This is a genomic window from Achromobacter sp. 77 (assembly GCF_020541125.1).
In the GTDB taxonomy this organism is placed as follows: domain Bacteria; phylum Pseudomonadota; class Gammaproteobacteria; order Burkholderiales; family Burkholderiaceae_B; genus Achromobacter; species Achromobacter mucicolens.
On the sequence record NZ_CP059848.1, the window covers coordinates 1,423,331 to 1,445,295 of the forward strand.

13 protein-coding genes and 1 pseudogene are annotated in these 21,965 nt (G+C 66.0%); 9 read left to right on the top strand and 5 right to left on the bottom strand.

The window, feature by feature from the left end; all coding sequences use genetic code 11:
- Nucleotides 1-69: 69 nt before the first annotated feature.
- Nucleotides 70-2,757: an alpha-ketoglutarate dehydrogenase gene (gene mdeB / locus H4P35_RS06445; RefSeq protein WP_226848449.1), complete on the bottom strand. Its 2,688-nt coding sequence runs from the start codon at nt 2,755-2,757 to the stop codon at nt 70-72.
- A 212-nt stretch (nt 2,758-2,969) separates the two neighbouring features.
- Between mdeB and H4P35_RS06450 the strand changes: the two genes are divergently transcribed.
- Nucleotides 2,970-5,021 (top strand): OPT family oligopeptide transporter, encoded by a 2,052-nt coding sequence (locus tag H4P35_RS06450; protein WP_226848450.1) that lies wholly within the window; start codon nt 2,970-2,972, stop codon nt 5,019-5,021.
- On the opposite strand, the gene H4P35_RS06455 is transcribed toward H4P35_RS06450, so the two are convergent.
- From H4P35_RS06455 to H4P35_RS06470, 4 genes and pseudogenes are all read right to left on the bottom strand, one after another.
- Nucleotides 5,018-6,244, bottom strand: coding sequence for a M20/M25/M40 family metallo-hydrolase (locus tag H4P35_RS06455; protein WP_226848451.1), 1,227 nt, complete (start codon nt 6,242-6,244; stop codon nt 5,018-5,020). The genes H4P35_RS06450 and H4P35_RS06455 overlap by 4 nt on opposite strands.
- Before the next feature lie 4 nt (nt 6,245-6,248).
- A pseudogene (locus H4P35_RS06460) lies at nt 6,249-7,490 on the bottom strand (hydantoinase/carbamoylase family amidase); the annotation flags it as partial.
- A gap of 80 nt (nt 7,491-7,570) precedes the next feature.
- A complete protein-coding gene (gene puuE, locus H4P35_RS06465) occupies nt 7,571-8,515 on the bottom strand; it encodes an allantoinase PuuE (protein ID WP_226848452.1) in 945 nt (314 codons plus the stop codon).
- A gap of 174 nt (nt 8,516-8,689) precedes the next feature.
- Nucleotides 8,690-9,706, bottom strand: a complete 1,017-nt coding sequence (locus H4P35_RS06470) for a 1-aminocyclopropane-1-carboxylate deaminase (RefSeq protein WP_226848453.1) — start codon at nt 9,704-9,706, stop codon at nt 8,690-8,692.
- Between the two features lie 192 nt (nt 9,707-9,898).
- Here H4P35_RS06470 and H4P35_RS06475 point away from each other — a divergent pair, with 192 nt between their 5' ends.
- From H4P35_RS06475 to H4P35_RS06510, 8 genes are all read left to right on the top strand, one after another.
- Nucleotides 9,899-10,369 carry an Lrp/AsnC family transcriptional regulator gene (locus H4P35_RS06475; RefSeq protein WP_226848454.1) on the top strand — a complete coding sequence of 157 codons (471 nt, stop codon included), beginning with the start codon at nt 9,899-9,901 and terminating at the stop codon, nt 10,367-10,369.
- Between the two features lie 327 nt (nt 10,370-10,696).
- Nucleotides 10,697-13,564, top strand: coding sequence for a 2-oxoglutarate dehydrogenase E1 component (locus H4P35_RS06480; RefSeq protein ID WP_180099084.1), 2,868 nt, complete (start codon nt 10,697-10,699; stop codon nt 13,562-13,564).
- Nucleotides 13,565-13,667: 103 nt separating this feature from the next.
- Complete coding sequence (gene odhB, locus H4P35_RS06485) at nt 13,668-14,903, top strand: 2-oxoglutarate dehydrogenase complex dihydrolipoyllysine-residue succinyltransferase (RefSeq protein ID WP_056322139.1); 1,236 nt, start codon at nt 13,668-13,670, stop codon at nt 14,901-14,903.
- Between the two features lie 132 nt (nt 14,904-15,035).
- Nucleotides 15,036-16,463, top strand: a complete 1,428-nt coding sequence (gene lpdA, locus H4P35_RS06490) for a dihydrolipoyl dehydrogenase (RefSeq protein WP_056322141.1) — start codon at nt 15,036-15,038, stop codon at nt 16,461-16,463.
- 92 nt (nt 16,464-16,555) lie between these two features.
- Nucleotides 16,556-17,647, top strand: a complete 1,092-nt coding sequence (gene zapE / locus H4P35_RS06495) for a cell division protein ZapE (protein ID WP_226848455.1) — start codon at nt 16,556-16,558, stop codon at nt 17,645-17,647.
- Nucleotides 17,648-17,759: 112 nt separating this feature from the next.
- A complete protein-coding gene (locus tag H4P35_RS06500; RefSeq protein WP_226848456.1) occupies nt 17,760-18,293 on the top strand; it encodes a sigma-70 family RNA polymerase sigma factor in 534 nt (177 codons plus the stop codon).
- Nucleotides 18,286-19,275, top strand: coding sequence for a FecR domain-containing protein (locus H4P35_RS06505; RefSeq protein ID WP_226848457.1), 990 nt, complete (start codon nt 18,286-18,288; stop codon nt 19,273-19,275). Before H4P35_RS06500 ends, H4P35_RS06505 begins: the two co-directional genes overlap by 8 nt.
- A gap of 80 nt (nt 19,276-19,355) precedes the next feature.
- A complete protein-coding gene (locus tag H4P35_RS06510) occupies nt 19,356-21,884 on the top strand; it encodes a TonB-dependent siderophore receptor (RefSeq protein ID WP_226848458.1) in 2,529 nt (842 codons plus the stop codon).
- Nucleotides 21,885-21,965: the final 81 nt, after the last annotated feature.

The following is a 21,965-nucleotide window of genomic DNA, read 5'->3' on the forward strand; positions in this document are numbered from 1 at the left end:
CGTTCGCTTTTGATCAAGCAAACGCGTGCGCGGCGCCGCCCCGATGGACGAGGTGAAATGGATGAGACCCTAGATTTCCCACGGTGGCGCCTGGCGGCTGCCGGCGTTCAAGGCGCGGCGCAAGGTGCGCGCATCGTCCTGCCTGTCCAGGCTGTCCAGCGCATGCAGCACGATCCAGTCGGCGCCGACCTCGAAGAAATCGCGCAACCGCGCCCGCGTGTCGCTGCGCCCGAAACCGTCCGTGCCCAACGTGCGGTAGGGCGCTTTTACGTAGGCGCGAATCTGTTCGGGCACGGCGCGCACGTAGTCGCTGGCCGCAATCACCGGGGCGTCGCTGCCGGCCAGGCAGGTGTGCACCCAGTCCTGGTCCTGCGGCGCTTCCAGGCCCAGCACGCGTGCGCGCTCGGCTTGGCGGCCGCTGCGGGCCAGCTCCGAAAAGCTGGTCACGCTCCAGACTTCCGCATCCACGCCGAATTCGTCGTGCAGGCGCGCGGCAGCCAGCTCGGCTTCGCGCAGCATGGGCCCGGCGCCCAGCAGGCGGACCTGCGCCTTGCCGCGCGCGGGCCGCAACCGGTACAGGCCGCGCAGGATGCCTTCGCGCGTCGCGGGATCCCGGGGCATGTCGGGCTGCGCCAGGTTCTCGTTCGTGACGGTCAGGTAGAAGAATTCATCGCGTTGCTCGTCCAGCATGCGCCGCATGCCATGTTCGACGATGACGGCGACCTCAAAGGCGTAGGCCGGGTCATACGCGCGGCAATTGGGCACGGTGGCGGCCATGATGTGGCTGGAGCCGTCCTGGTGCTGCAGGCCTTCGCCCCCGAGTGTCGTGCGGCCCGACGTGGCGCCGATCAGAAAGCCCCGGGCGCGCTGGTCGGCGGCGGCCCAGATCAGGTCCCCGATGCGCTGGAATCCGAACATCGAGTAATAGATATAGAACGGCAGCATCGGCAGGCCGTTGACCGAGTAACTGGTGCCGGCCGCCGTCCAGGACGAGATGGCGCCGGCCTCGGTGATGCCTTCTTCGAGGATCTGGCCGTCGCGCGCCTCGCGGTAATACAGCACCGAGCCGATGTCCTCGGGTTCATAGAGCTGGCCTTGCGCGGAATAGATGCCGATCTGCCGGAACAGGTTGGCCATGCCGAAGGTGCGCGCCTCGTCCGCGACGATGGGCACGATGCGCGGGCCCACGGTGGCGTCCTTGAGCAGCGCGGTCAGCATGCGCACGATGGCCATCGTGGACGACATCTCCTTGCCGTCGGCCGCCAGCGCAAAGCGCGCCCATTGGTCGGCGTCCGGGGGCGCGAGCCGCGGGGCCTCGGCGTTGCGGCGCGGGATATAGCCGCCCAGCGCGGCGCGGCGCGCCTGCAGATGGCGCATTTCGGCGCTGTCGTCGGCGGGGCGGTAGAACTTGAGCGCCAGGCAGTCGGCGTCGGAAATCGGCAGCGCGAAGCGGTCGCGGAACGCGAGCAGCGCTTCGTCGTCCAGCTTCTTTTGCTGATGGGTGGTCATCTTGCCCTGGCCGGCCGTCCCCATGCCAAACCCCTTCTTGGTCTGCGCGAGGATGACGGTGGGCTGGCCGCGATGGTTCGCGGCGCGATGGTAGGCGGCATGGATCTTCACCATGTCATGGCCGCCCCGGTGCAGGCGGTCGATGGCGTCGTCGGACCAGTCGGCCACCAACGCCGCCAGCTCGGGATTCTGGTTGAAGAAGTGGGCGCGGTTGAATGCGCCATCGTTGGCCGCGAAGGTCTGGAACTGGCCGTCCACGGTGTTGGCGAAGGCGCGGGCGAGCGCGCCGCCCGTGTCCCGGCGCAGCAGCGCGTCCCAGTCGCTGCCCCAGACGAGCTTGATGACGTTCCAGCCCGCGCCAGCGTACAGGGTTTCGAGTTCGTCGATGATGCGGCCGTTGCCGCGCACCGGGCCGTCCAGGCGCTGCAGGTTGCAGTTGACGACGAAGATCAGGTTGTCGAGCTTTTCGCGCGCGGCCAGCGTGAGCGCCGCAATGGATTCGGGCTCGTCCATTTCGCCGTCGCCAAAGATGCCCCACACCTTGCGATCGGCGCCGGGCACCAGCGAGCGATGTTCCAGATAGCGCATGAAGCGCGCCTGGTAGATGGCGTTGATGGGGCCGATGCCCATCGAGCCGGTGGGGAACTGCCAGAAATCCGGCATCAGCCACGGATGGGGGTACGAGGACAGGCCGCGCAAGCCGCGCGTGGTGGCGGTGATTTCCTGGCGGAAATGCGCCAGGTCGTCTTCGCCCAGAAAGCCTTCGAGGAAGGCGCGCGCGTAGACGCCGGGCGCCGAATGCGGCTGCATGTAGACGATGTCGCCCGGGTTGCCGTCCGTGCGGGCGCGAAAGAAATGGTTGAAGCCGACTTCGAACAGGTCGGCGGCCGACGCGTAGCTGGCGATGTGGCCGCCCAGCTCGCCATGCGCCTGATTGGCGCGCACCACCATCGCCAGCGCGTTCCAGCGGTTGATGCGGGCGATGCGCTCTTCGACGGCCAGGTTGCCGGGGAAGGGCGGTTCCTGGTCGGCGGGAATGGTATTCAGGTAGGCCGTGCGGGTCTGGCTGTTGGCGCGCAGCCCGAGCGAGGCGGCGTGGCCCAGGACGCTGTCCAGCACGTAGCCCGCGCGCTCGGCCCCGTCGGCCTGCAGCAGGGACTGCAACGCTTCGCGCCATTCGGCGGTTTCGGCGGGGTCGGCGTCGTCCTGGAGGGCCGATCCGGAAAGGGGCTGGCGAGGGTCGAGCATGGTGAGTCGTCTCCTGTTTTTACTGCTCATGCTAGACCCATGCCCGAGGCATGAGTCATCAAATGCCCCAGGGGAATCCGGCGCTTTCAGCATAATCTTTCGTCAGGATCCTGCTGCACGGCAGGTTCCACTGCCCGATCGCGTTTACCGCTGGTGACCACGGGGTGGACGGTCTGGCGCTAGAATGCGCGGCTATCAATAGGGAGAAACCCATGACCCAGCCCATCCGCGTTCCGCCGGAGGTCACGCTGCCCGAGCTGACCGTCCGGGGCGTCCTGCTCGGCGCGCTGATCACCGTCATCTTCACCGCCTCGAACGTGTTCCTGGGGCTCAAAGTGGGCCTGACGTTCTCGTCGGCCATTCCGGCGGCCGTGATCTCGATGTCGGTCCTTCGCATGTTCAAGGACGCCAACATCCTTGAAAACAACATGGTGCAGACGCAGGCCTCGGCGGCCGGCACGCTGTCGGCCATCATCTTCATCCTGCCGGCGCTGGTCATGATGGGCCACTGGCAGGGCTTCCCGTTCTGGCAGACGCTGGGCATCTGCGCGGCCGGCGGCATGCTGGGCGTGATGTTCACGATTCCGCTGCGCCACGTGATGGTGGTGCAGAGCAACCTGCCGTATCCGGAAGGCGTGGCGGCGGCGGAGATTCTGCGGGTGGGCAGCGCCGAGCGCGCGCAGGACGCGCCGCAGACCGGCGCGCACGCGTCGGCCAAACCCGCCGCCACCGGCATGGGCGACATCGTCGCCGGGGGCGTCGCGGCGGCCGTGGTCAGCTTTGCCGCCAGCGGGCTGCGCGTGCTGGGCGACAGCGTCAGCGGCTGGTTTGCATTGGGCGGCGCCGTGTTCAGGCTGCCGATGGGCTTTTCGCTGGCGCTGCTGGGTGCGGGCTACCTGATCGGCATCGTCGCCGGGCTGGCGATGTTGACGGGGCTGGTCATTGCGTGGGGCATCGCGGTGCCCATCCTGACCGCCATGGGCGACATGCCCGCGGGCGCGACGCTGGCATCCTATGCCACGGGGCTGTGGTCCTCGCAGGTGCGCTTCATTGGCGCGGGCGTGATCGGCGTGGGCGCGATCTGGACGCTGGCGACGCTGTTCGTGCCGATGGCGCGCGGCGTGAAGGCTTCGTTTTCTGCCTTGACCAAGGAGGGCGCGGCCCGAGCGGGCACCGCGCCGCGCACCGAACGCGACCTGTCGGCGGGCTGGATCTCGGCCGTGACGCTGGTGCTGGTGGCAATCCTGGTCTTCACATTCCAGGTGTTCCTGTCGGGCACGCCACTGTCGGCCGGCGCCATCTGGAAGCTGGTCGCCTACGCGGTCCTCTTTGCCTTTGTGTTCGGTTTCCTGGTGGCCGCGGCTTGCGGCTACATGGCCGGCCTGGTGGGGTCGTCGACCAGCCCGATCTCCGGCGTGGGCATCGTCGCCATCGTCCTGGTGTCCGTGCTGATGCTGGGCGTGGGCGGCGAGCTGATGGCGCTGGACAACGGCGTGCAGATGGCGATTGCCCTGGCGATCTTCAGCACCTCGGCCGTGGTGGCGGTGGCGTCGATTTCGAACGACAACCTGCAGGACCTGAAGACCGGCTGGCTGGTGGGGGCCACCCCGTGGCGTCAGCAGGTCGCGCTGCTGATCGGCTGCGTCGTCGGCGCGGCGGTGATTTCGCCGGTGCTGGAGCTGCTGTACAACGCGTACGGGTTTGCGGACGCGATGCCGCGCGAGGGCATGGACGCCTCGCAGGCGCTGTCCGCGCCGCAGGCCACGCTGATGCTGGCGATCACGCGCGGCATCTTCACCCACCAGTTGAACTGGACGATGATCCTGATCGGCATGGCGGTGGGCGTGGGGCTGATCGTAGTGGACGAGATCATGAAGCGCACCTGCAAGGTGGCGCGCATTCCCGTGCTGGCGGTCGGCATCGGCATCTACCTGCCGCCGACCGTCGCCGCGCCCATCGTGGCGGGCGCGCTGCTGGCATGGCTGCTTGAGCGCGCCCTGCGCCGCCGCGCCGCCGCCGCCAACCAGCCCTACGACCGCTTTGCCGAGGCGGCCAACCGCCGCGGCGTGCTGATCGCCTCGGGCCTGATCGTGGGCGAGAGCCTGGTGGGCGTGCTGATGGCGGCCATCATCGGCGGCACGGGCTCCGAGGCGCCGCTGGCGATCGCAGGCGAGGACTTCGCCGGCATGGCGTCCTACCTGGGGCTGGCCGTGTTTGTCATGGTGGCCGTGCTTTTCTGGCGGCGGGTGATGCGGCTGGCTTAGTGCAGCAAATCCGCCAGCGTGCGTGCAATGACCTTCGTCGCGCGGCGCAGGTCTTCCAGATTGATGCGCTCGTCGTTGCGCTTGGCGTGCGATTCCAGCACCGTGCGCGGGCCCGCGCCGTAGATCACGCCGGGGATGCCGGCTTCGGCGTACAGGCGCACGTCGGTGTAGAGCGGTGTGCCCATCGCGGGGATGGGTTCGCCGAACACGGCCTCCCCATGTTGCTGGATGGCCTGCACCAGCGGCTGCGCGCCGGGTAGCGGGCGCATCGAATTGGCCAGCAGCAGCCGCTTGATCTCGACACGGATACCGGGACATGAAGCCGCGGTTTCTTCGATGATGCGCCGGATGTCGGCCTCGACCTCCGTGGCGTTTTCTTCGGGAATCATGCGGCGGTCCAGCTTGAAGCTGACCTTGCCGGGCACCACGTTCGTGTTCGTGCCGCCTTCGATCCGCCCCACGTTCAGGTACGGATGCGAAATGCCCGGGACCTGCGACGTGATCGCCTGGTAATGCGCGTTCTGCGCATACAGCGCATTCAGAATCGCGACGGCGCCTTGCAAGGCGTCGACGCCGCTGCTTGGGATGGCGGCGTGGGCCATCTTGCCGTGCACCGTCACTTCCATCTGCAGGCAGCCGTTGTGCGCGGTGACGACTTCATAGCTGAAGCCGGCCGCGATCATCAGGTCGGGGCGGGTCAATCCCTGCTCCAGGAGCCAGCCCGGACCCAGCAGACCGCCGAATTCCTCGTCGTACGTAAAGTGCAGCTCCACCGCACCGCGCGACGGCATGGCGACGGCTTCCAGCGCCCGCAGCGCAAACGTGAAGCTGGCGAAGTCGCTCTTGCTGACGGCTGCGGCGCGGCCGTACAGGCAGCCGTCCTCGATCTCGGCGCCGTAGGGATCGTGCTTCCAGCCGTCGCCGGGAGGCACCACATCGCCGTGCGCGTTGAGCGCGATGCGCGGGCCTGCGCCGCCGTATTCGCGGCGCACGATGAGGTTGGTGATGGACTGCATGCCGTAGTCCGCGACGGCCTGGGCCGGCACGGGGTGCGCTTCGGCGTGCAGGGCAAAATCCTGCAGCAGTTGCGCGGTGCGCTCGGCGTGCGGCGCGTTGTTGCCGGGCGGCGTGTCGGTGGGCACGCGCACCAGTGCTTGCAGGAAGCGGACTTCTTCGTCGAAATGGGCGTCCACCCAGGCGTCGAGTCGGGCGTAATCGGTCATGGCGTTATGTCGAGGTTTCGTTGGCCAGCGCGTCGAGCAAGCCCAGCATGGCTTGCGCGGCAAGTTCGATATCGTCGCTGGTGGTGGATTCGCGGGGGTTGTGGCTGATGCCGTTGTTCTGGCCGCGCACGAAGAGCATCGCCTGCGGCATGATCTCGTGCAGCTTCATGGCGTCGTGGCCGGCGCCGCTGGGCATGCGGTGCACGGGGACGCCCAGCGCGTCGACCGCGCGCTCCCAGCGCTGCTGCCAGCGCGGATCGCTGGGCGCGGCGGCGGCGCGCATGGTTTCTTCAATCGAATAGCGCAGACCGCGCCGCGCGCAGATGGCGGCCAGCTCGGCCAGCACGTCATCGACCAGCGCGTCGCGCTGCACATCGCTGGGAGCGCGCAGGTCCAGGCTGAAGCGGCACTCGCCCGGCACGACGTTGATCGATCCGCTGGGCACCTCGAACATGCCTACCGTGCCGACCGAATCGCCATCGCGGGCGGCGCGGCTTTCAACATAGAGCGCCAGCTCGGCGGCCGCCACGGCCGCGTCGCGCCGCCGGTTCATGGGCGTGGTGCCGGCATGGCTGGCCAGGCCCAGGATCTGCACCTGATGGCGCACGCAGCCGTTGATGGACGTGACGACGCCAAGCGGCAGCCCCATTTCATACAGCACCGGACCCTGCTCGATGTGCACCTCGACAAAGCCCAGGTAATTGGCCGGATCGCGCCGCAGGCCGGCAATCCCGTCGATGTCCAGGCCCGCGTGCGTCATGGCCTCGCGCATGGTGATGCCGTCGGCATCCTTCTGCGCCAGCCAGTCGGGATTGAAGCTGCCAATCAACGCGCCCGAGCCCAGGAACGTGGCCCGGTAGCGCTGGCCTTCTTCCTCGGCGAAGGCGATCACCTCCACGTCGAACGGCAGGCGCCGGTTCTCTCGATGCAGCGCGCGCACGCAGGCCATGGGCACGAAGATGCCAAGCCGGCCGTCGTACTTTCCGGCGTTGCGCACCGTGTCGAAGTGGCTGCCGGTCATGAGGACCGGCGCGCCGGACTGGGCGGCGCGATAGCGTCCCACCACATTGCCCACGGCGTCGATGCTGACCTCGTCAAAGCCGCAGTCTCGCATCCATTGCGAGATGCGCGCGGCGCAGGCGCGGTGCGCGTCGGTCAGGTACGTGACCGTGAGCTGGCCTTTTTCGGCGTAGCCCGGATCGCTGTACATGCTGAGCGCCTCGTGCCAGTCCCAGATGTCGCTGCCCATGCCGGTTTCGCCGTGGCGGCTGTGCGGGCGCGGCTCGACGTTCGGCTCGTTCAGTTTGTTGGTCATGGTCGTCCTGTTCAACGGTCGGATATGTAGGGGTGGGTGGCTTTCCAGTGTCGCGCGATGTCCAGCCGGCGGCACACCCAGACGCGATCATGGCGCGCGATGTGATCCAGGAAACGCTGCAGGGCAACGATGCGGCCGGGCCGGCCCAAGAGGCGGCAGTGCATGCCGATGCTGAGCATCTTGGGCGCCTCGCCGCCTTCGGCATACAACGCGTCGAAGCTGTCCTTCAGGTACTGGAAAAAGGGATCTGCGTGGGAAAAGCCCTGCGGCAGCGCGAAGCGCATGTCGTTGCAGTCCAGCGTGTAAGGCACGATGAGCTGCGGCGCCGTGGCGCCATCCGATTTGCGCACCTGCATCCAGAAGGGCAGGTCGTCGCCGTAATAGTCGCTGTCGTACTCGAATCCGCCGTCGTCGGCGACCAGCGTGCGGGTGCGGGGGCTGTCGCGGCCGGTGTACCAGCCCAGCGGCCGCGTGCCGGTCAGCGATGTGATGGCGTCGATAGCCAGGCGCATGTGCTCGCGCTCGGTGGTTTCATCCACATTCTGGTAGTGGATCCAGCGCCAGCCGTGGCAGGCAATTTCATGCCCCAGTTCCACGAACGCCGCGGTCAGGTCCGGATGGCGTTGCAGCGCCATGCCGACGCCGAACACCGTCAGCGGCAGCTGGCGCTTTTCGAATTCCCGCAGGATGCGCCACACGCCCGCCCGCGAACCGTATTCATAGATGCCTTCCATGCTGAGATGCCGGTCCGGATAGCTGGCGGGGCTGAACATTTCGGACAGGAATTGCTCGGAGCCGGCGTCGCCATGCAGCACGCTGTTTTCGCCGCCTTCCTCGTAATTCAGGACGAACTGCACCGCAATCCGCGCGTTGCCTGGCCATTGCGCGTGAGGTGGATTGCGGCCGTAGCCGACCAGGTCGCGGGGGTAGGGCTTGGTGGAATCGTAGGCGGGCATGGGCGGGCGGGGGAACGCGAAACCGTGGCATGGCAACACACGATTCGCGGGTGGATTTGTGTATACAAAGTATGTACATCAAATGTCCCTACCGCGCCATCCTGGGTTGCCCTATGGGGAGCTCGGCCTCACCGCAAGTCCCCGCAAGGCCACCCCATGACGCCGAAGCCGCCGCTATCCGTTGCGGTAGAGAAAGCTGTAGGCGTTGATCGCCGGCACCCCTCCCAGGTGCGCATACAGGACCTTGGAACCGGCGGGAATTTCGCCTTTGCGGATGATGTCCATCATTCCCTGCATGGATTTCCCTTCGTACACCGGGTCGGTCATCATGCCTTCCAGGCGGGCGCAGGTACGGATGGCATCGTTGGTTTCGGCTGACGGCAGGCCATACGCGGGATAGGCGTAACGTGTGTCGAGCACCACGTCCTTGTCTTCGATGGGTCTTTCCAGTCCGACGAGGTCGGCGGTGCGCCGCGCGATGCGCAGGACCTGGGCGCGCGTCTGCTCCGGCGTGGCGGAGGCGTCGATGCCGATGACGCGGTTGGCGCGGCCGTCGGCGGCAAAGCCCACGACCATGCCGGCCTGCGTGCTGCCCGTGACCGCGCAGACGACGATGTAGTCGAACTTGAATCCCAGATCGGCTTCCTGGCGGCGCACCTCTTCGGCAAAGCCCACGTAGCCCAGCCCGCCCAGTTCATGGTCGGACGCGCCCGCGGGAATCGCATAGGGCTTGCCGCCGCGGCGTTTCACTTCTTCAAGCGCCTCTTCCCAACTGCGGCGAAAGCCGATGTCGAAACCCTGGTCGACCAGCCGCACGTCCGCGCCCATGAGGCGGCTCATCATGATGTTGCCGACGCGGTCGTAGACCGCATCCGAATAATCCACCCAGTTTTCCTGCACCAGCACGCAGGCCAATCCCAGCTTGGCGGCCACGGCCGCGACCATGCGCGTGTGGTTGGATTGGATGCCGCCGATGGTGACGAGCGTGTCGCAACCTTGCTCCAGCGCCTGCGGGATCAGGTATTCAAGCTTGCGCAGCTTGTTGCCGCCGAATGCCAGGCCGCTGTTGCAGTCCTCGCGCTTGGCGTAAATCTCGACCTTGCCGCCCAGATGCTGTGAAAGGCGGTCCAGCTTTTCGATCGGGGTATCGCCGAAGGTCAGGCGATGACGGGGAAAGCGTTGCAGATCCATGGTGGCTCCTGATGATTCGGGCGGCCTGCGCTTTTTGGCAGGGTTCGCAAAAATCATAGAAATCATGGGCTTGAGGGGTCAATTGCGTATTTTTTCAATCCGCCAAATCTAAGCTTCGTTTATTGGCATTTATGGACTTAATATTTCCAAATTAAAAACCGCGACCAAATTTAATTTTCAGGGACGCATTCAATGACCGCCGTGTTCACGCTGGACCGCATCGACCGCCAGATCCTGCGCATTCTTCAGGACGACGCGCAGATCACCAATCTGGACCTGAGCGCGCGCGTGCATCTCAGTCCGGCGGCGTGTCTGCGGCGCGTCGAGCGGCTCAAAGGCGAAGGCATCATCCGCAAGACGGTCGCGCTGCTTGAACCCGCCGACGTGGACATGGCCACGCTAGTCATCGTGGGCGTGGTGCTGGACCGTTCCACACCCGACTCGTTCACCGACTTCGAGGAAGCGGCCAAGAGCATCAGCGGCTGCCTGGAATGCCACCTGGTGGCAGGCGAATTCGATTACTTCCTGATGCTGCGCATCCGCGATCTGGAAAGATTCAACAAGCTGCATGCGGGCGAGATCATCAAGCTGCCTGGCGTACGCCAAATTCGCACCTTTTTCGTCTTGAAAGAGATCATGTCGACCACCGCGCTGCCGGTTTGACGCGGCGTAAATGCAACACTTGCCTTTTCTGCTATTCAAAATGACGCGCTGCGGCATTTTGCATTGACCGATTTTGGTGGCGCGTAGACGGCGCATTGGAAGGGGTTGGACGGACATTCCGTTGCTGCATGACGGCATTCCGAAAGGGCTTTCGCGTCACGGAAATGCGGGAAGACGCCCGTAAACTCAAAGGGTTATACTTCTCGACCATAGGCTTTCAAGGCTTGTACGCGCCTTCTGCCCCTGCTATCCGCCTAACGGGAAGCCCGTGTCGCGGAAGGTTTTCCTGCATCGTCTCGAGTGAAGCACTCGTAAAGGTGAAGCGATATGTCTTCGGAAATAGAATCTCTATCCACGTCTTACCTCTTTGGGGGTAATGCCCCGTATGTCGAGGAGCTTTACGAAGCCTACCTCGATAACCCCGGTTCGGTACCTGACAACTGGCGCGAATATTTCGACCAATTGCAGCACGCGCCCGCAACCGACGGCCAGGAATCCACTCGCGACCAGGCCCACGCTCCCATCGTCGAATCGTTCGCCCAGCGCGCCAAGGCCAATGCCTTCGTGCAACGCGCCGCCGAACCCGACCTGAGCGTGGCCAGCAAGCAGGTTTCGGTGCAATCGCTGATTGCCGCCTACCGTTCGCTGGGTTCGCGTTGGGCCGACCTCGATCCGCTCAAGCGCCAGGAACGTCCGCCGATCCCCGAGCTCGATCCCGCCTTCTATGGCCTGACCGAAGCCGATCTGGACCAGACGTACTCGGCCACCAACACCTACTTCACGACCGCCAGCACGATGACGCTGCGCGACATCCTGAAGGCACTGCGCGACACCTACTGCCGCAGCATCGGTGCAGAATTCACCCACATCTCCGACCCCGCCGCCAAGCGCTGGATCCAGGAACGCCTGGAAACCACGCTGGGCGCGCCCACGTACACCGCGGAAGAAAAGCGCCACATCCTTCAGCAGCTCACCGAGTCCGAAGGCCTGGAACGCTTCCTGCACACCAAGTACGTCGGCCAGAAGCGCTTCTCGCTGGAAGGCGGCGAAAGCTTCATCGCCTCGATGGACGAAGTGGTCAACCACGCCGGTGAAAACGGCGTCCAGGAAATCGTGGTCGGCATGGCCCACCGCGGCCGCCTGAACCTGCTCGTGAACATCATGGGCAAGATGCCCGGCGACCTGTTCGCCGAGTTCGAAGGCAAGCACGCCGAAGGCCTGACCGACGGCGACGTGAAGTACCACAACGGCTTCTCGAGCGACCTGTCCACGCGCGGCGGCCCCGTCCACCTGTCGCTGGCGTTCAACCCGTCGCACCTTGAAATCGTCAACCCCGTCGTCGAAGGCAGCGCACGCGCCCGCCAGGAACGCCGCGGCGATGCCGAAGGCAAGCAAGTGCTGCCGGTGCTGGTGCACGGCGACGCGGCCTTTGCCGGCCAGGGCGTCGTGATGGAAACCCTGAACCTGGCGCAGACGCGCGGCTACGGTACGGGCGGCACGCTGCACATCGTCATCAACAACCAGATCGGCTTCACCACGTCCGACCCGCGTGACTCGCGTTCGACGCTGTATTGCACCGACGTGGTCAAGATGATCGAAGCCCCGGTGTTCCACGTCAACGGCGACGATCCCGAAGCCGTGGTGTTCGTCACCAAGCTGGCGCTGGACTACCGTCTGCAGTTCCGCCACGACGTCGTCGTGGACATCGTCTGCTTCCGCAAGCTGGGCCACAACGAGCAGGACACCCCGTCGCTGACGCAGCCCCTGATGTACAAGCGCATCGGCCACCACCCCGGCACGCGCAAGCTGTACGCCGACAAGCTGACCACGCAAGGCGTGCTGGCCGACGGCGAAGCCGATCAGCTGGTCAAGGACTACCGCCAGCTCATGGAAGACGGCCAGCGCACCATCGAACCGGTGCTGACCGACTACAAGAGCAAGTACGCCATCGACTGGTCGCCGTTCCTGGGCGCCAAGTGGACCGACCAGGCCGACACTGCCGTGCCGCTGGCTGAACTCAAGCGCATCGGCGAACGCATCACCACCGTGCCGGAAGGCTTCACGGTGCACCCGCTGGTCGCCAAGCTGCTGAACGACCGCCGCACGATGGCCAAGGGCGAAATGAACCTGGACTGGGGCATGGGCGAACACCTCGCCTTCGCGACCCTGGTGTCCTCGGGCTACGCCATCCGCATCACCGGCCAGGATTCGGGCCGCGGCACGTTCACGCACCGCCATGCCGTGCTGCACGACCAGAACCGCGAACGCTGGAACGACGGCACCTACATTCCGCTGCAGAACGTGTCGGAAGGCCAGGCGCCGTTCACCGTCATCGACTCCGTGCTGTCCGAAGAGGCGGTGCTGGGCTTTGAATACGGCTTCTCCAGCGCCGAACCCAACACGCTGGTCATCTGGGAAGGCCAGTTCGGCGACTTCGTCAACGGCGCCCAGGTCGTGATCGACCAGTTCATCAGCTCCGGCGAAGCCAAGTGGGGCCGCCAGTCGGGCCTGACGCTGATGCTGCCGCACGGCTACGAAGGCCAGGGTCCCGAGCACTCGTCGGGCCGCATCGAGCGCTTCCTGCAGCTGTGCGCCGACAACAACATGCAAGTGGTTCAGCCGACCTCGGCTTCGCAGATCTTCCACGTTCTGCGCCGCCAGATGATCCGTCCGTTCCGCAAGCCGCTGGTGCTGTTCACGCCGAAGTCGCTGCTGCGCAACAAGGACGCCGGTTCGCCCCTGACCGATCTGGCCGGCGGCAGCTTCCGCCCGGTCATCGGCGAGGTCGACGAGGCCATCGACGCCAGCAAGGTCAAGCGCGTGCTGGCTTGCTCGGGCAAGGTGTACTACGACCTGGTCAACGCCCGCCGCGAGCGTGGCGCCGACAACGTCGCCATCATCCGCGTCGAGCAGCTGTATCCGTTTGCGCACAAGTCGTTCGAAGCCGAACTGCGCAAGTACCCCAAGGCAACCGAAGTGATCTGGGTGCAGGACGAACCCCAGAACCAAGGCGCCTGGTTCTACGTTCAGCATCACGTGTACGAGAACATGGTCGAAGGCCAGAAGCTTGGCTACGCAGGCCGTGCCGCGTCGGCATCGCCGGCCGTGGGCTACCTGGCCAAGCACCAGGAGCAGCAGAAGGCCCTGATCGAAACGGCCTTCGCGCCCAAGTTCAAGGTCATGTTGACGAAGTAACCCTTACTTGATGCACGCGCCGCGGGCGGCAAGCGTTCCGGAACCCCGTTTCGAACCTTGCCGCGCCGCGTGACAAGAACACACTCTCTACGGAATAAACAAAATGGCTATTACCGACGTCGTCGTTCCCCAACTTTCCGAATCCGTTTCCGAAGCCACCCTGCTGACCTGGAAGAAGCAGCCGGGCGCTGCCGTTGAAGCCGACGAAATCCTGATCGAAGTCGAAACCGACAAGGTCGTGCTGGAAGTGCCGGCCCCCGCCTCGGGCGTGCTGTCCGAAATCGTCAAGGGCGATGGCAGCACCGTGACCTCCGGCGAAGTGCTGGCCCGCATCGACACCGCCGCCAAGGCCGCCGCCGCCGCCACCGCACCGGCCGAAGCCCCCAAGGCCGCTGAGCAAGCCGCCGCCGCGCCCGCGCCCGCCGCTGCCGCCCCGGCCTCGACCGCCGCTGCCGGCGTCGCTTCGCCCGCCGCCTCGAAGATCCTGGCCGAGAAGGGCGTTGACGCCGCTTCCGTGTCGGGCACCGGCCGCGATGGCCGCGTGACCAAGGGCGACGCCCTGGCCGCCAGCGCCCAGCCCAAGGCCGCGCCGGCCAAGGCTGCCGCCGCGCCCGCCCCGACCACGCTGTCGCTGGACGGCCGTCCGGAACAGCGCGTGCCGATGAGCCGCCTGCGCGCCCGCATCGCCGAGCGCCTGCTGCAATCGCAGCAGGAAAACGCGATCCTGACCACGTTCAACGAAGTCAACATGCAGGCCGTCATCGACCTGCGCGCCAAGTACAAGGACAAGTTCGAAAAGGAACACGGCATCAAGCTGGGCTTCATGTCGTTCTTCGTCAAGGCCGCCGTTGCCGCGCTGAAGAAGTACCCGCTGATCAACGCCTCGATCGACGGCAAGGACATCATCTACCACGGCTACTTCGACATCGGTATCGCTGTCGGCAGCCCGCGTGGCCTGGTGGTGCCGATCCTGCGCAACGCCGACCAGCTGTCGATCGCCGACATCGAGAAGACCATTGCCGACTTCGGCCGCCGCGCCGCTGACGGCAAGCTGGGCATCGAAGAAATGACCGGCGGCACGTTCTCGATCTCCAACGGCGGCGTGTTCGGCTCGATGCTGTCGACCCCGATCATCAACCCGCCGCAATCGGCCATCCTGGGCGTGCACGCCACGAAGGATCGCGCCGTCGTCGAAAACGGCCAGATCGTCATCCGCCCGATGAACTACCTGGCCCTGTCCTACGACCACCGCATCATCGACGGCCGCGAAGCCGTGCTGGGCCTGGTCGCCATGAAGGACGCCCTGGAAGATCCGCAGCGCCTGTTGCTGGACCTGTAATCTCGACGCCCCTGGCCGGCGCCGAACGCGACCCGCAAGTCGCGCGGCGCCCGGGCCGGCTCCCCGCCGGCCCGCAGCACGACCCCGCTGGGCAGGGAGTGCGCTTCTTCACCCCTCATTCGCGAGAACACTATGTCCAAACAATTTGACGTCGTCGTGATCGGCGCAGGCCCCGGCGGCTACATCGCCGCCATCCGCGCCGCGCAGCTCGGCATGTCGGTCGCCTGCATCGACGCCTGGCAGAACGGCCAAGGCGGCCCGGCTCCCGGCGGCACCTGCACCAACGTCGGCTGCATCCCGTCCAAGGCGCTGCTGCAATCGTCGGAACACTACGAGCAAGCCAACCACCACTTCGCCGAGCACGGCATCGAAGTCAAGGGCGTCAGCCTGAAGCTCGACACGCTGATCGGCCGCAAGAACACGGTGGTCAAGCAGAACAACGACGGCATCCTGTACCTGTTCAAGAAGAACAAGGTCACGTTCTTCCACGGCAAGGGCGCGTTCAGCGGCCAAGTGGAAGGCGGCTGGGCCATCAAGGTCACCGGCACCGCCGAGGAAGACCTGGTTGCCAAGCACGTCGTGGTCGCCACCGGCTCGTCGGCGCGTGAACTGCCCGGCCTGCCGTTCGACGAAAAGGTCGTGCTGTCCAACGACGGCGCACTGAACATCGGCGCCGTGCCCAAGACGCTGGGCGTCATCGGCGCTGGCGTGATCGGTCTGGAAATGGGCAGCGTGTGGCGCCGCCTGGGTTCGGAAGTCACCATCCTGGAAGCGATGCCGGAATTCCTGGCTGCCGCCGACGGGCAAGTGGCCAAGGAAGCCCTGAAGGCTTTCACCAAGCAAGGCCTGAACATCCAGATGGGCGTCAAGATCGGCGAGATCAAGGCGACCGCCAAGTCCGTGACCGTGCCTTACGTCGACGCCAAGGGCGCCGAGCAGAAGCTGGTCGTGGACAAGCTGATCGTCTCGATCGGCCGCGTGCCCTACACCGGCGGCCTGAACGCCGACGCCGTGGGCCTGAAGCTGGACGAACGCGGCTTCGTGGCCGTGGACGGCGACTGCAAGACCAACCTGCCGAACGTCTGGGCAGTGGGCGACGTGGTGCGCGGCCCGATGCTGGCGCACAAGGCTGAAGAAGAAGGCGTGGCGGTTGCCGAGCGTATCGCCGGCCAGCATGGCCACGTCAACTTCGACACCGTGCCGTGGGTCATCTACACCTCGCCGGAAATCGCCTGGGTCGGCAAGACCGAACAGCAGCTCAAGGCCGAAGGCCGCGAGTACAAGGCGGGCAGCTTCCCGTTCCTGGCCAACGGCCGCGCCCGCGCGCTGGGCGACACCACCGGCTTTGCCAAGGTGATCGCCGATGCCAAGACCGATGAAGTCCTGGGCGTGCACATCGTGGGCCCGATGGCCTCGGAACTGATCTCGGAAGCCGTGACCATCATGGAATTCCGCGGCGCCGCCGAAGACATCGCCCGCATCTGCCACGCGCACCCGACCCTGTCGGAAGCCGTGAAGGAAGCCGCGCTGGCCGTGGACAAGCGCGCGCTGAACTTCTAAGCCGCGACTGACTGCTGCAAGACCGGGGGCGGGTTCCAGGACCCGCCCTTTTCTTTACCGCCACTACCATTTCAGCCTGATCCGGTTCCCCTATGAACGTCAGCGACTACTACGAACACGCATTGGCCGAACGCGGCTACAAGCCCGACGACGCGCAGAAGAAGGCGATCGACCGCTTGCAGCGCTATTACGACGAATGGGTCAAGTTCAAGTCGATGCGCTCGAACGCGCTGAAAAAGCTGCTGAACCGTCCCGACGTGCCGCGCGGCGTGTACCTGTGGGGCGGTGTGGGCCGCGGCAAGAGCTTCCTGATGGATGCGTTCTATGCCACCGTGCCGGTGGTGCGCAAGACGCGCCTGCACTTTCACGAATTCATGCGCGGTGTGCATCGCGAGCTCGAGGAAGTCAAGGGCATGCAGGATCCGCTGGACGAGGTCGCCAAGCGCGTGGCCAAGCGCTACCGGCTGATCTGCTTTGACGAATTCCATGTGTCCGACGTGGCGGACGCAATGATCTTGCACCGCCTGCTGCTCAAGCTGTTCGAATACGGCACGTCGTTCGTGATGACGTCCAACTACGAACCCTCCACGCTGTATACCGACGGCCTGCACCGTGACCGCGTGCTGCCCGCCATCGCGCTTATCCAGTCGCGCATGGACGTGATGAACGTGGATGCGGGCATCGATTACCGCCGCCGCTCGCTGGAGCAGGTGCAGAGCTATCACACGCCGCTGGACGAGCATGCGCAGAAGGCGCTGCAGGCGGCCTTCGACGCGCTGGCCGACACGCCTCCGCAAGAGCCCGTGCTGCACATCGAGCATCGCGAGATCCGCGCGTTGGCGCTGGGCGGCTCGGTGGTGTGGTTCGACTTTGCCACGCTGTGCGGCGGTCCGCGCTCGCAGAACGACTACCTGGAACTGGCCAACCGCTTCCACGCCGTGATCCTGTCGGGCGTGCCGCGCATGGGCCCGCGCCAGGCGTCCGAGGCGCGCCGCTTCACCTGGCTGATCGACGTGTTCTACGACCATCGCGTCAAGCTCATCATGTCGGCCGAGTGCGAGCCCGAAGAGATCTACACGGAAGGCGCGCTGGCCAACGAGTTTCACCGGACCGTCTCGCGCATCATGGAAATGCAGTCGCGCGAATACCTGGAATCCGAACGCCGCCTGGCCGCGACGTTGTAGTAATGCGTCACCCGGCCCGCAATTTCAGGGCCGGGTGAGGTCAATCATTGTTAATGCAAGTCATTATCAATTAAGATTTTGAGACTTTTGGTCCCGCGCCGCAGTCTCATCCGTGTCTTCCACCTTGCTTTCCTCATCGGCCCCGTGCGTCGACGCCCAGGTCGCGCCTGTCGATGGCTTGTACCGAGATCACCGCCCGTGGCTGTTCGGATGGCTGCGCCGCAAGCTGGGCTGCGAACACCGCGCAGAGGATCTGGCGCAGGACGTCTTCGTCAGGTTGATCCAGGGCCGCAAGCAGGTGCGGGCCAACGAGGCCCGGGCGCTCCTCACCACCATCGCAAAGGGATTGGTCGTCGACCACCAGCGCCACGCCGCGCTGGAACACGCGTACCTTGCCTATTTGGCCAGCGTGCCCGAAACCTATGCGCCGTCGCCCGAGGCGCAGGCCGAGCAATTGCAGGCGCTGGTGCAGCTGGATCGCCTGCTGGACGGGCTGCCGCCGAAGGCCCGCGCCGCGTTCCTGCTGTCGCAGCTTGACGGCCTGACGTATCCCGAGATCGCCGAACGCCTTGATGTGTCGTTGAGCTCCGTGCAGCAATACATGGTGCGCGCGATGTCCGCGTGCTATGCGGCGATCCATGCCTGACGCGCTGAAGCTCATGCCCCCCGCAGGCAGGTCCTCGGAGGCCGCCCCTTCGGAGGCCGTCGTGCGCGAGGCCATTGTCTGGTGGACCCGGTTGCAATCGGGCGTGGCGGACGTGCAAACGCGCGAGTCGTGCCGCGCCTGGATTGCGCAGGATCCCGCGCATCGCGTCGCGTGGGACCGGTTGCAGGACATCGGCCGCGACGCGCGCCGGGTGCCGGCGGCATTGGCGCACACCGCGCTGAGTGCGCCAGCCTCGCGTGGCCGGCGCGCCGCGCTGCGCAGCCTGTTGACCGTGGCCGGCGTGGCCGCCACCGGGTGGGCCGGCTACCGTCATGCGCCCTGGCAGCGGCTGGTCGCAGACTACAGCACCCGCGTGGGCGAACGCCAAGCCCTTGCGCTGGCGGACGGGCTGCGCGTCACCCTGAACAGCGATTCTGCCGTGCGCGTCAACGTCAGCGGCAACGTACGTGATATTGCGCTCTTGCGCGGCGAGATGCTGGTGCAGGCCGAGCCGCATCCGGGCGCACGGACGCTGCGCGTGGACACCGGCGACGGCCAAGTGCAGGCCGAGCGCGCGCGGTTCGACCTGCGGCGAACGGCGCAAGGCGCGCGCGTGGGCGTATACGAAGGCAGCGTGGCGCTGCTGCGCCATGGCGTCCTGACGCAGCTTGACGCCGGTGAACGGCTGTTTTCTGCCGAGGACGGAGAACTTCAGCGCGGCGCGTCGGACCCGGACCGGCTCGCCTGGGTGGACGGCATGGTGGTGGCCAAGGAATGGCGGCTGGACGACTTTGCCGAATACCTGGCCCGCCAGCGCGTGGGCGTCATCCGCGTCGATCCCGCGGTGGCGGCCTTGCGGCTTTCCGGGGTGTTTCCGCTGGACGACGCCGAGCGCGCGCTCAAGGCGCTGGAACACTCCCTGCCGGTCACCGTCACGCGCCACACGCACTATTGGCTGCAGGTCGGACCGCGCGACGCCTGACCGTTACAAATTTTCTTGCCGGCGCATTGCAGGTTTTGCATCCCCGTACGGAAAGCAGAAAGAAACCACCGTACAGGGAGATGTTTGTGTCCGCTTCAATTCACACCCGCCTGCGCGCACCGCTGACCGCCGGCCGTCAAGCCGTGCTGGCCGTGTCGTGCGCCGGGGCGCTGGCCGCCTGCGCGCCAGCGGCCTGGGCGCAGTCCGCGCCTGCCGCCGCAGCCTCGGCAGCCGCCAACGGCCAGCGCAGTTTCCAGATTCCGGCAGGACCGCTGGCCGATGCGCTGACGCAGTTTGCGCGCAGCGCGGGCGTGGTCCTGTCGTTCGATCCGGCGCTTGTCCGCGGACGGCGCTCGGACGGGTTGAACGGCACCTACACGGTGGGCGCGGGCTTCTCGCGCATCCTGGCGGGCAGCGGCCTGCAGGCGCGCGCGCAATCGGGCAACACGTGGACGCTGGCGCCCGCGCCAGCCTCCGCGGGCGATACGCATACGCTGGCGCCCGTGACGGTCACGGGCATGTCGGACAGCGCCTATGCGCCCACGGTGGGCTACGTGGCTACCGCCAGCGCCAGCGCCACCAAGACGGACACGCCGCTGATCGAGACGCCGCAGTCGGTGTCCGTGGTCACGCGCGAGCAGATCACCGAGCAGGGCGCGCAGACGCTGAATCAGGTGCTGCGCTACACGGCGGGCGTGGCCACCGAGTCGCGCGGCGCCACGGCGACCCGCCTGGACCAGTTCAACGTGCGCGGATTCTCGGCGTCCACGTACCTCGATGGGCTACGCGTGTTCGGCGGCCGCGATGCGCTGCCGCAGGTCGATGCCTTCCGCCTTGAGCGCGTGGACGTGCTCAAGGGGCCGGCGTCGGTCATGTACGGGCAGGGCGGTCCGGGCGGCGTGGTGAACCAGGTCAGCAAGCGGCCGCTGGACGAGCCGCTGCGCGAGGTGGAACTGCAGGTTGGCAATTACGACTTCCGCCGCGCCAACTTCGACTTCGGCGGCCCCATCGACGAAGAGGGCAAGTACCTGTACCGCCTGGTGGGATCGGGCTACATGTCGGACGGGCAAGTGCAGGACACCAAGGAGCGCCGCTACTTCGTGTCGCCCGCGTTCGCCTGGAAACCCAATGCCGATACCTCGCTGACCATCCTGACCAATTTCCAGCATGATCCCGACATGGGGTCGTACGGCGCGGTGCCGGCCATGCGCACCTTGCTGCGCGCGCCCGACGGCTTCCGGCTGCCCGCCGATTACTACGATGGCGACGCCAATTTCGAAAAGAGCGACCGCAAGAGCTACTCGCTGGGCTACATCCTGGACCATCGCTTCAACGACACGTTCAAGGCCTCGCAAAGCCTGCGCTGGACGCACTCGGACGCCAAGTACCGCAGCGTCTATGGCGCGATGACCAACTACTACGGCTATACGGACAGGACCTACCTGTACCATCAGCGCGCCTCGATCGCGACCGACGTGGATGTGGGGGCGCTGACCATCGACAACAACCTGCAGGCCCGCTTCAACACCGGCAAGATCGGCCACAACGTCCTGGTGGGATTCGACTACCAGCACGTCAAGACCGACACGCTGTCGGGATTTGGTTCCGCGCCGGCGCTCTACGTGAAGAATCCGGACAATTTCCAGAACATTCCCGTGCCGGCATTCTCCAGCGACGCGACCACCACGCAGTACCAGACCGGCGTGTATTTCCAGGACCAGATCAAGATCGACCGTCTGTCGTTCCTCTTGGGCGGGCGCTACGACTGGTCGCGCAACGTGGGCGAGACGACGGCGATCGCCTCGGGCCGCGTCACCCCGTCCAAGCTGAGCGCCGAAGCGTTTTCGGGCCGGTTCGGCGCCATCTACAACTTCGACAACGGCGTGGCGCCGTACTTCAGTTACTCGGAATCCTTCGAGCCGCAGTCGGGCACGGGCTGGAACAACACGCCGTTCAAGCCGATCGAGGGCAAGCAGTACGAAGTGGGCATCAAGTACCAGCCGCCGGGCTCGGCCACGATGCTGACCTTCGCGGCCTTCGACATCCGCCGCGAGAACATGACGACCACCGACCCGGACCCGACGCACCTGTGCGGCACGGCGGGTGGACGTTGCTCGATCCAGGCCGGCGAGCTGCGCACGCAGGGCATCGAACTCGAGGCCAAGACCGAGCCGATGCGCGGCCTGTCGCTGATTGCTGCCTACTCGGTCATGAACAACGAATACACCAAGGCCTATCCGAATGCGGCGGGCTTCGATCTGACCGGCAAGACCCCCGCCGCGCTGCCGTCGCAGCAGGCGTCGGCCTGGGCGCGCTACCAGCTTCAGGAAGGCCCGCTGGCCGGCCTTGGCGTGGGCGGCGGCGTGCGGTACATCGGTTCGTCGTACGCCAACGAGGCCAACACGCTGAAGGTGCCGAAAGTCACGCTGGTGGACCTGATGCTGGACTATGACCTGGGCCGAGCCTCGCCCGCGCTCAAGGGCATGCAGGTTGCGCTGAACGTGCAGAACCTGTTCGACAAGGAGTACATCGCGTCGTGCTCCGGCGAGTCCTGGTGCTGGTTCGGCTACCAGCGCTCCATCAAGGCGAGCCTGCGATATCGCTGGTAAGCAGGTTGGCCGTTCCTGTATTAACGAGAATCGTTATAATTCAGGCCGGCCACGTCCCCGCAACCACCTAGAACTCCCGTG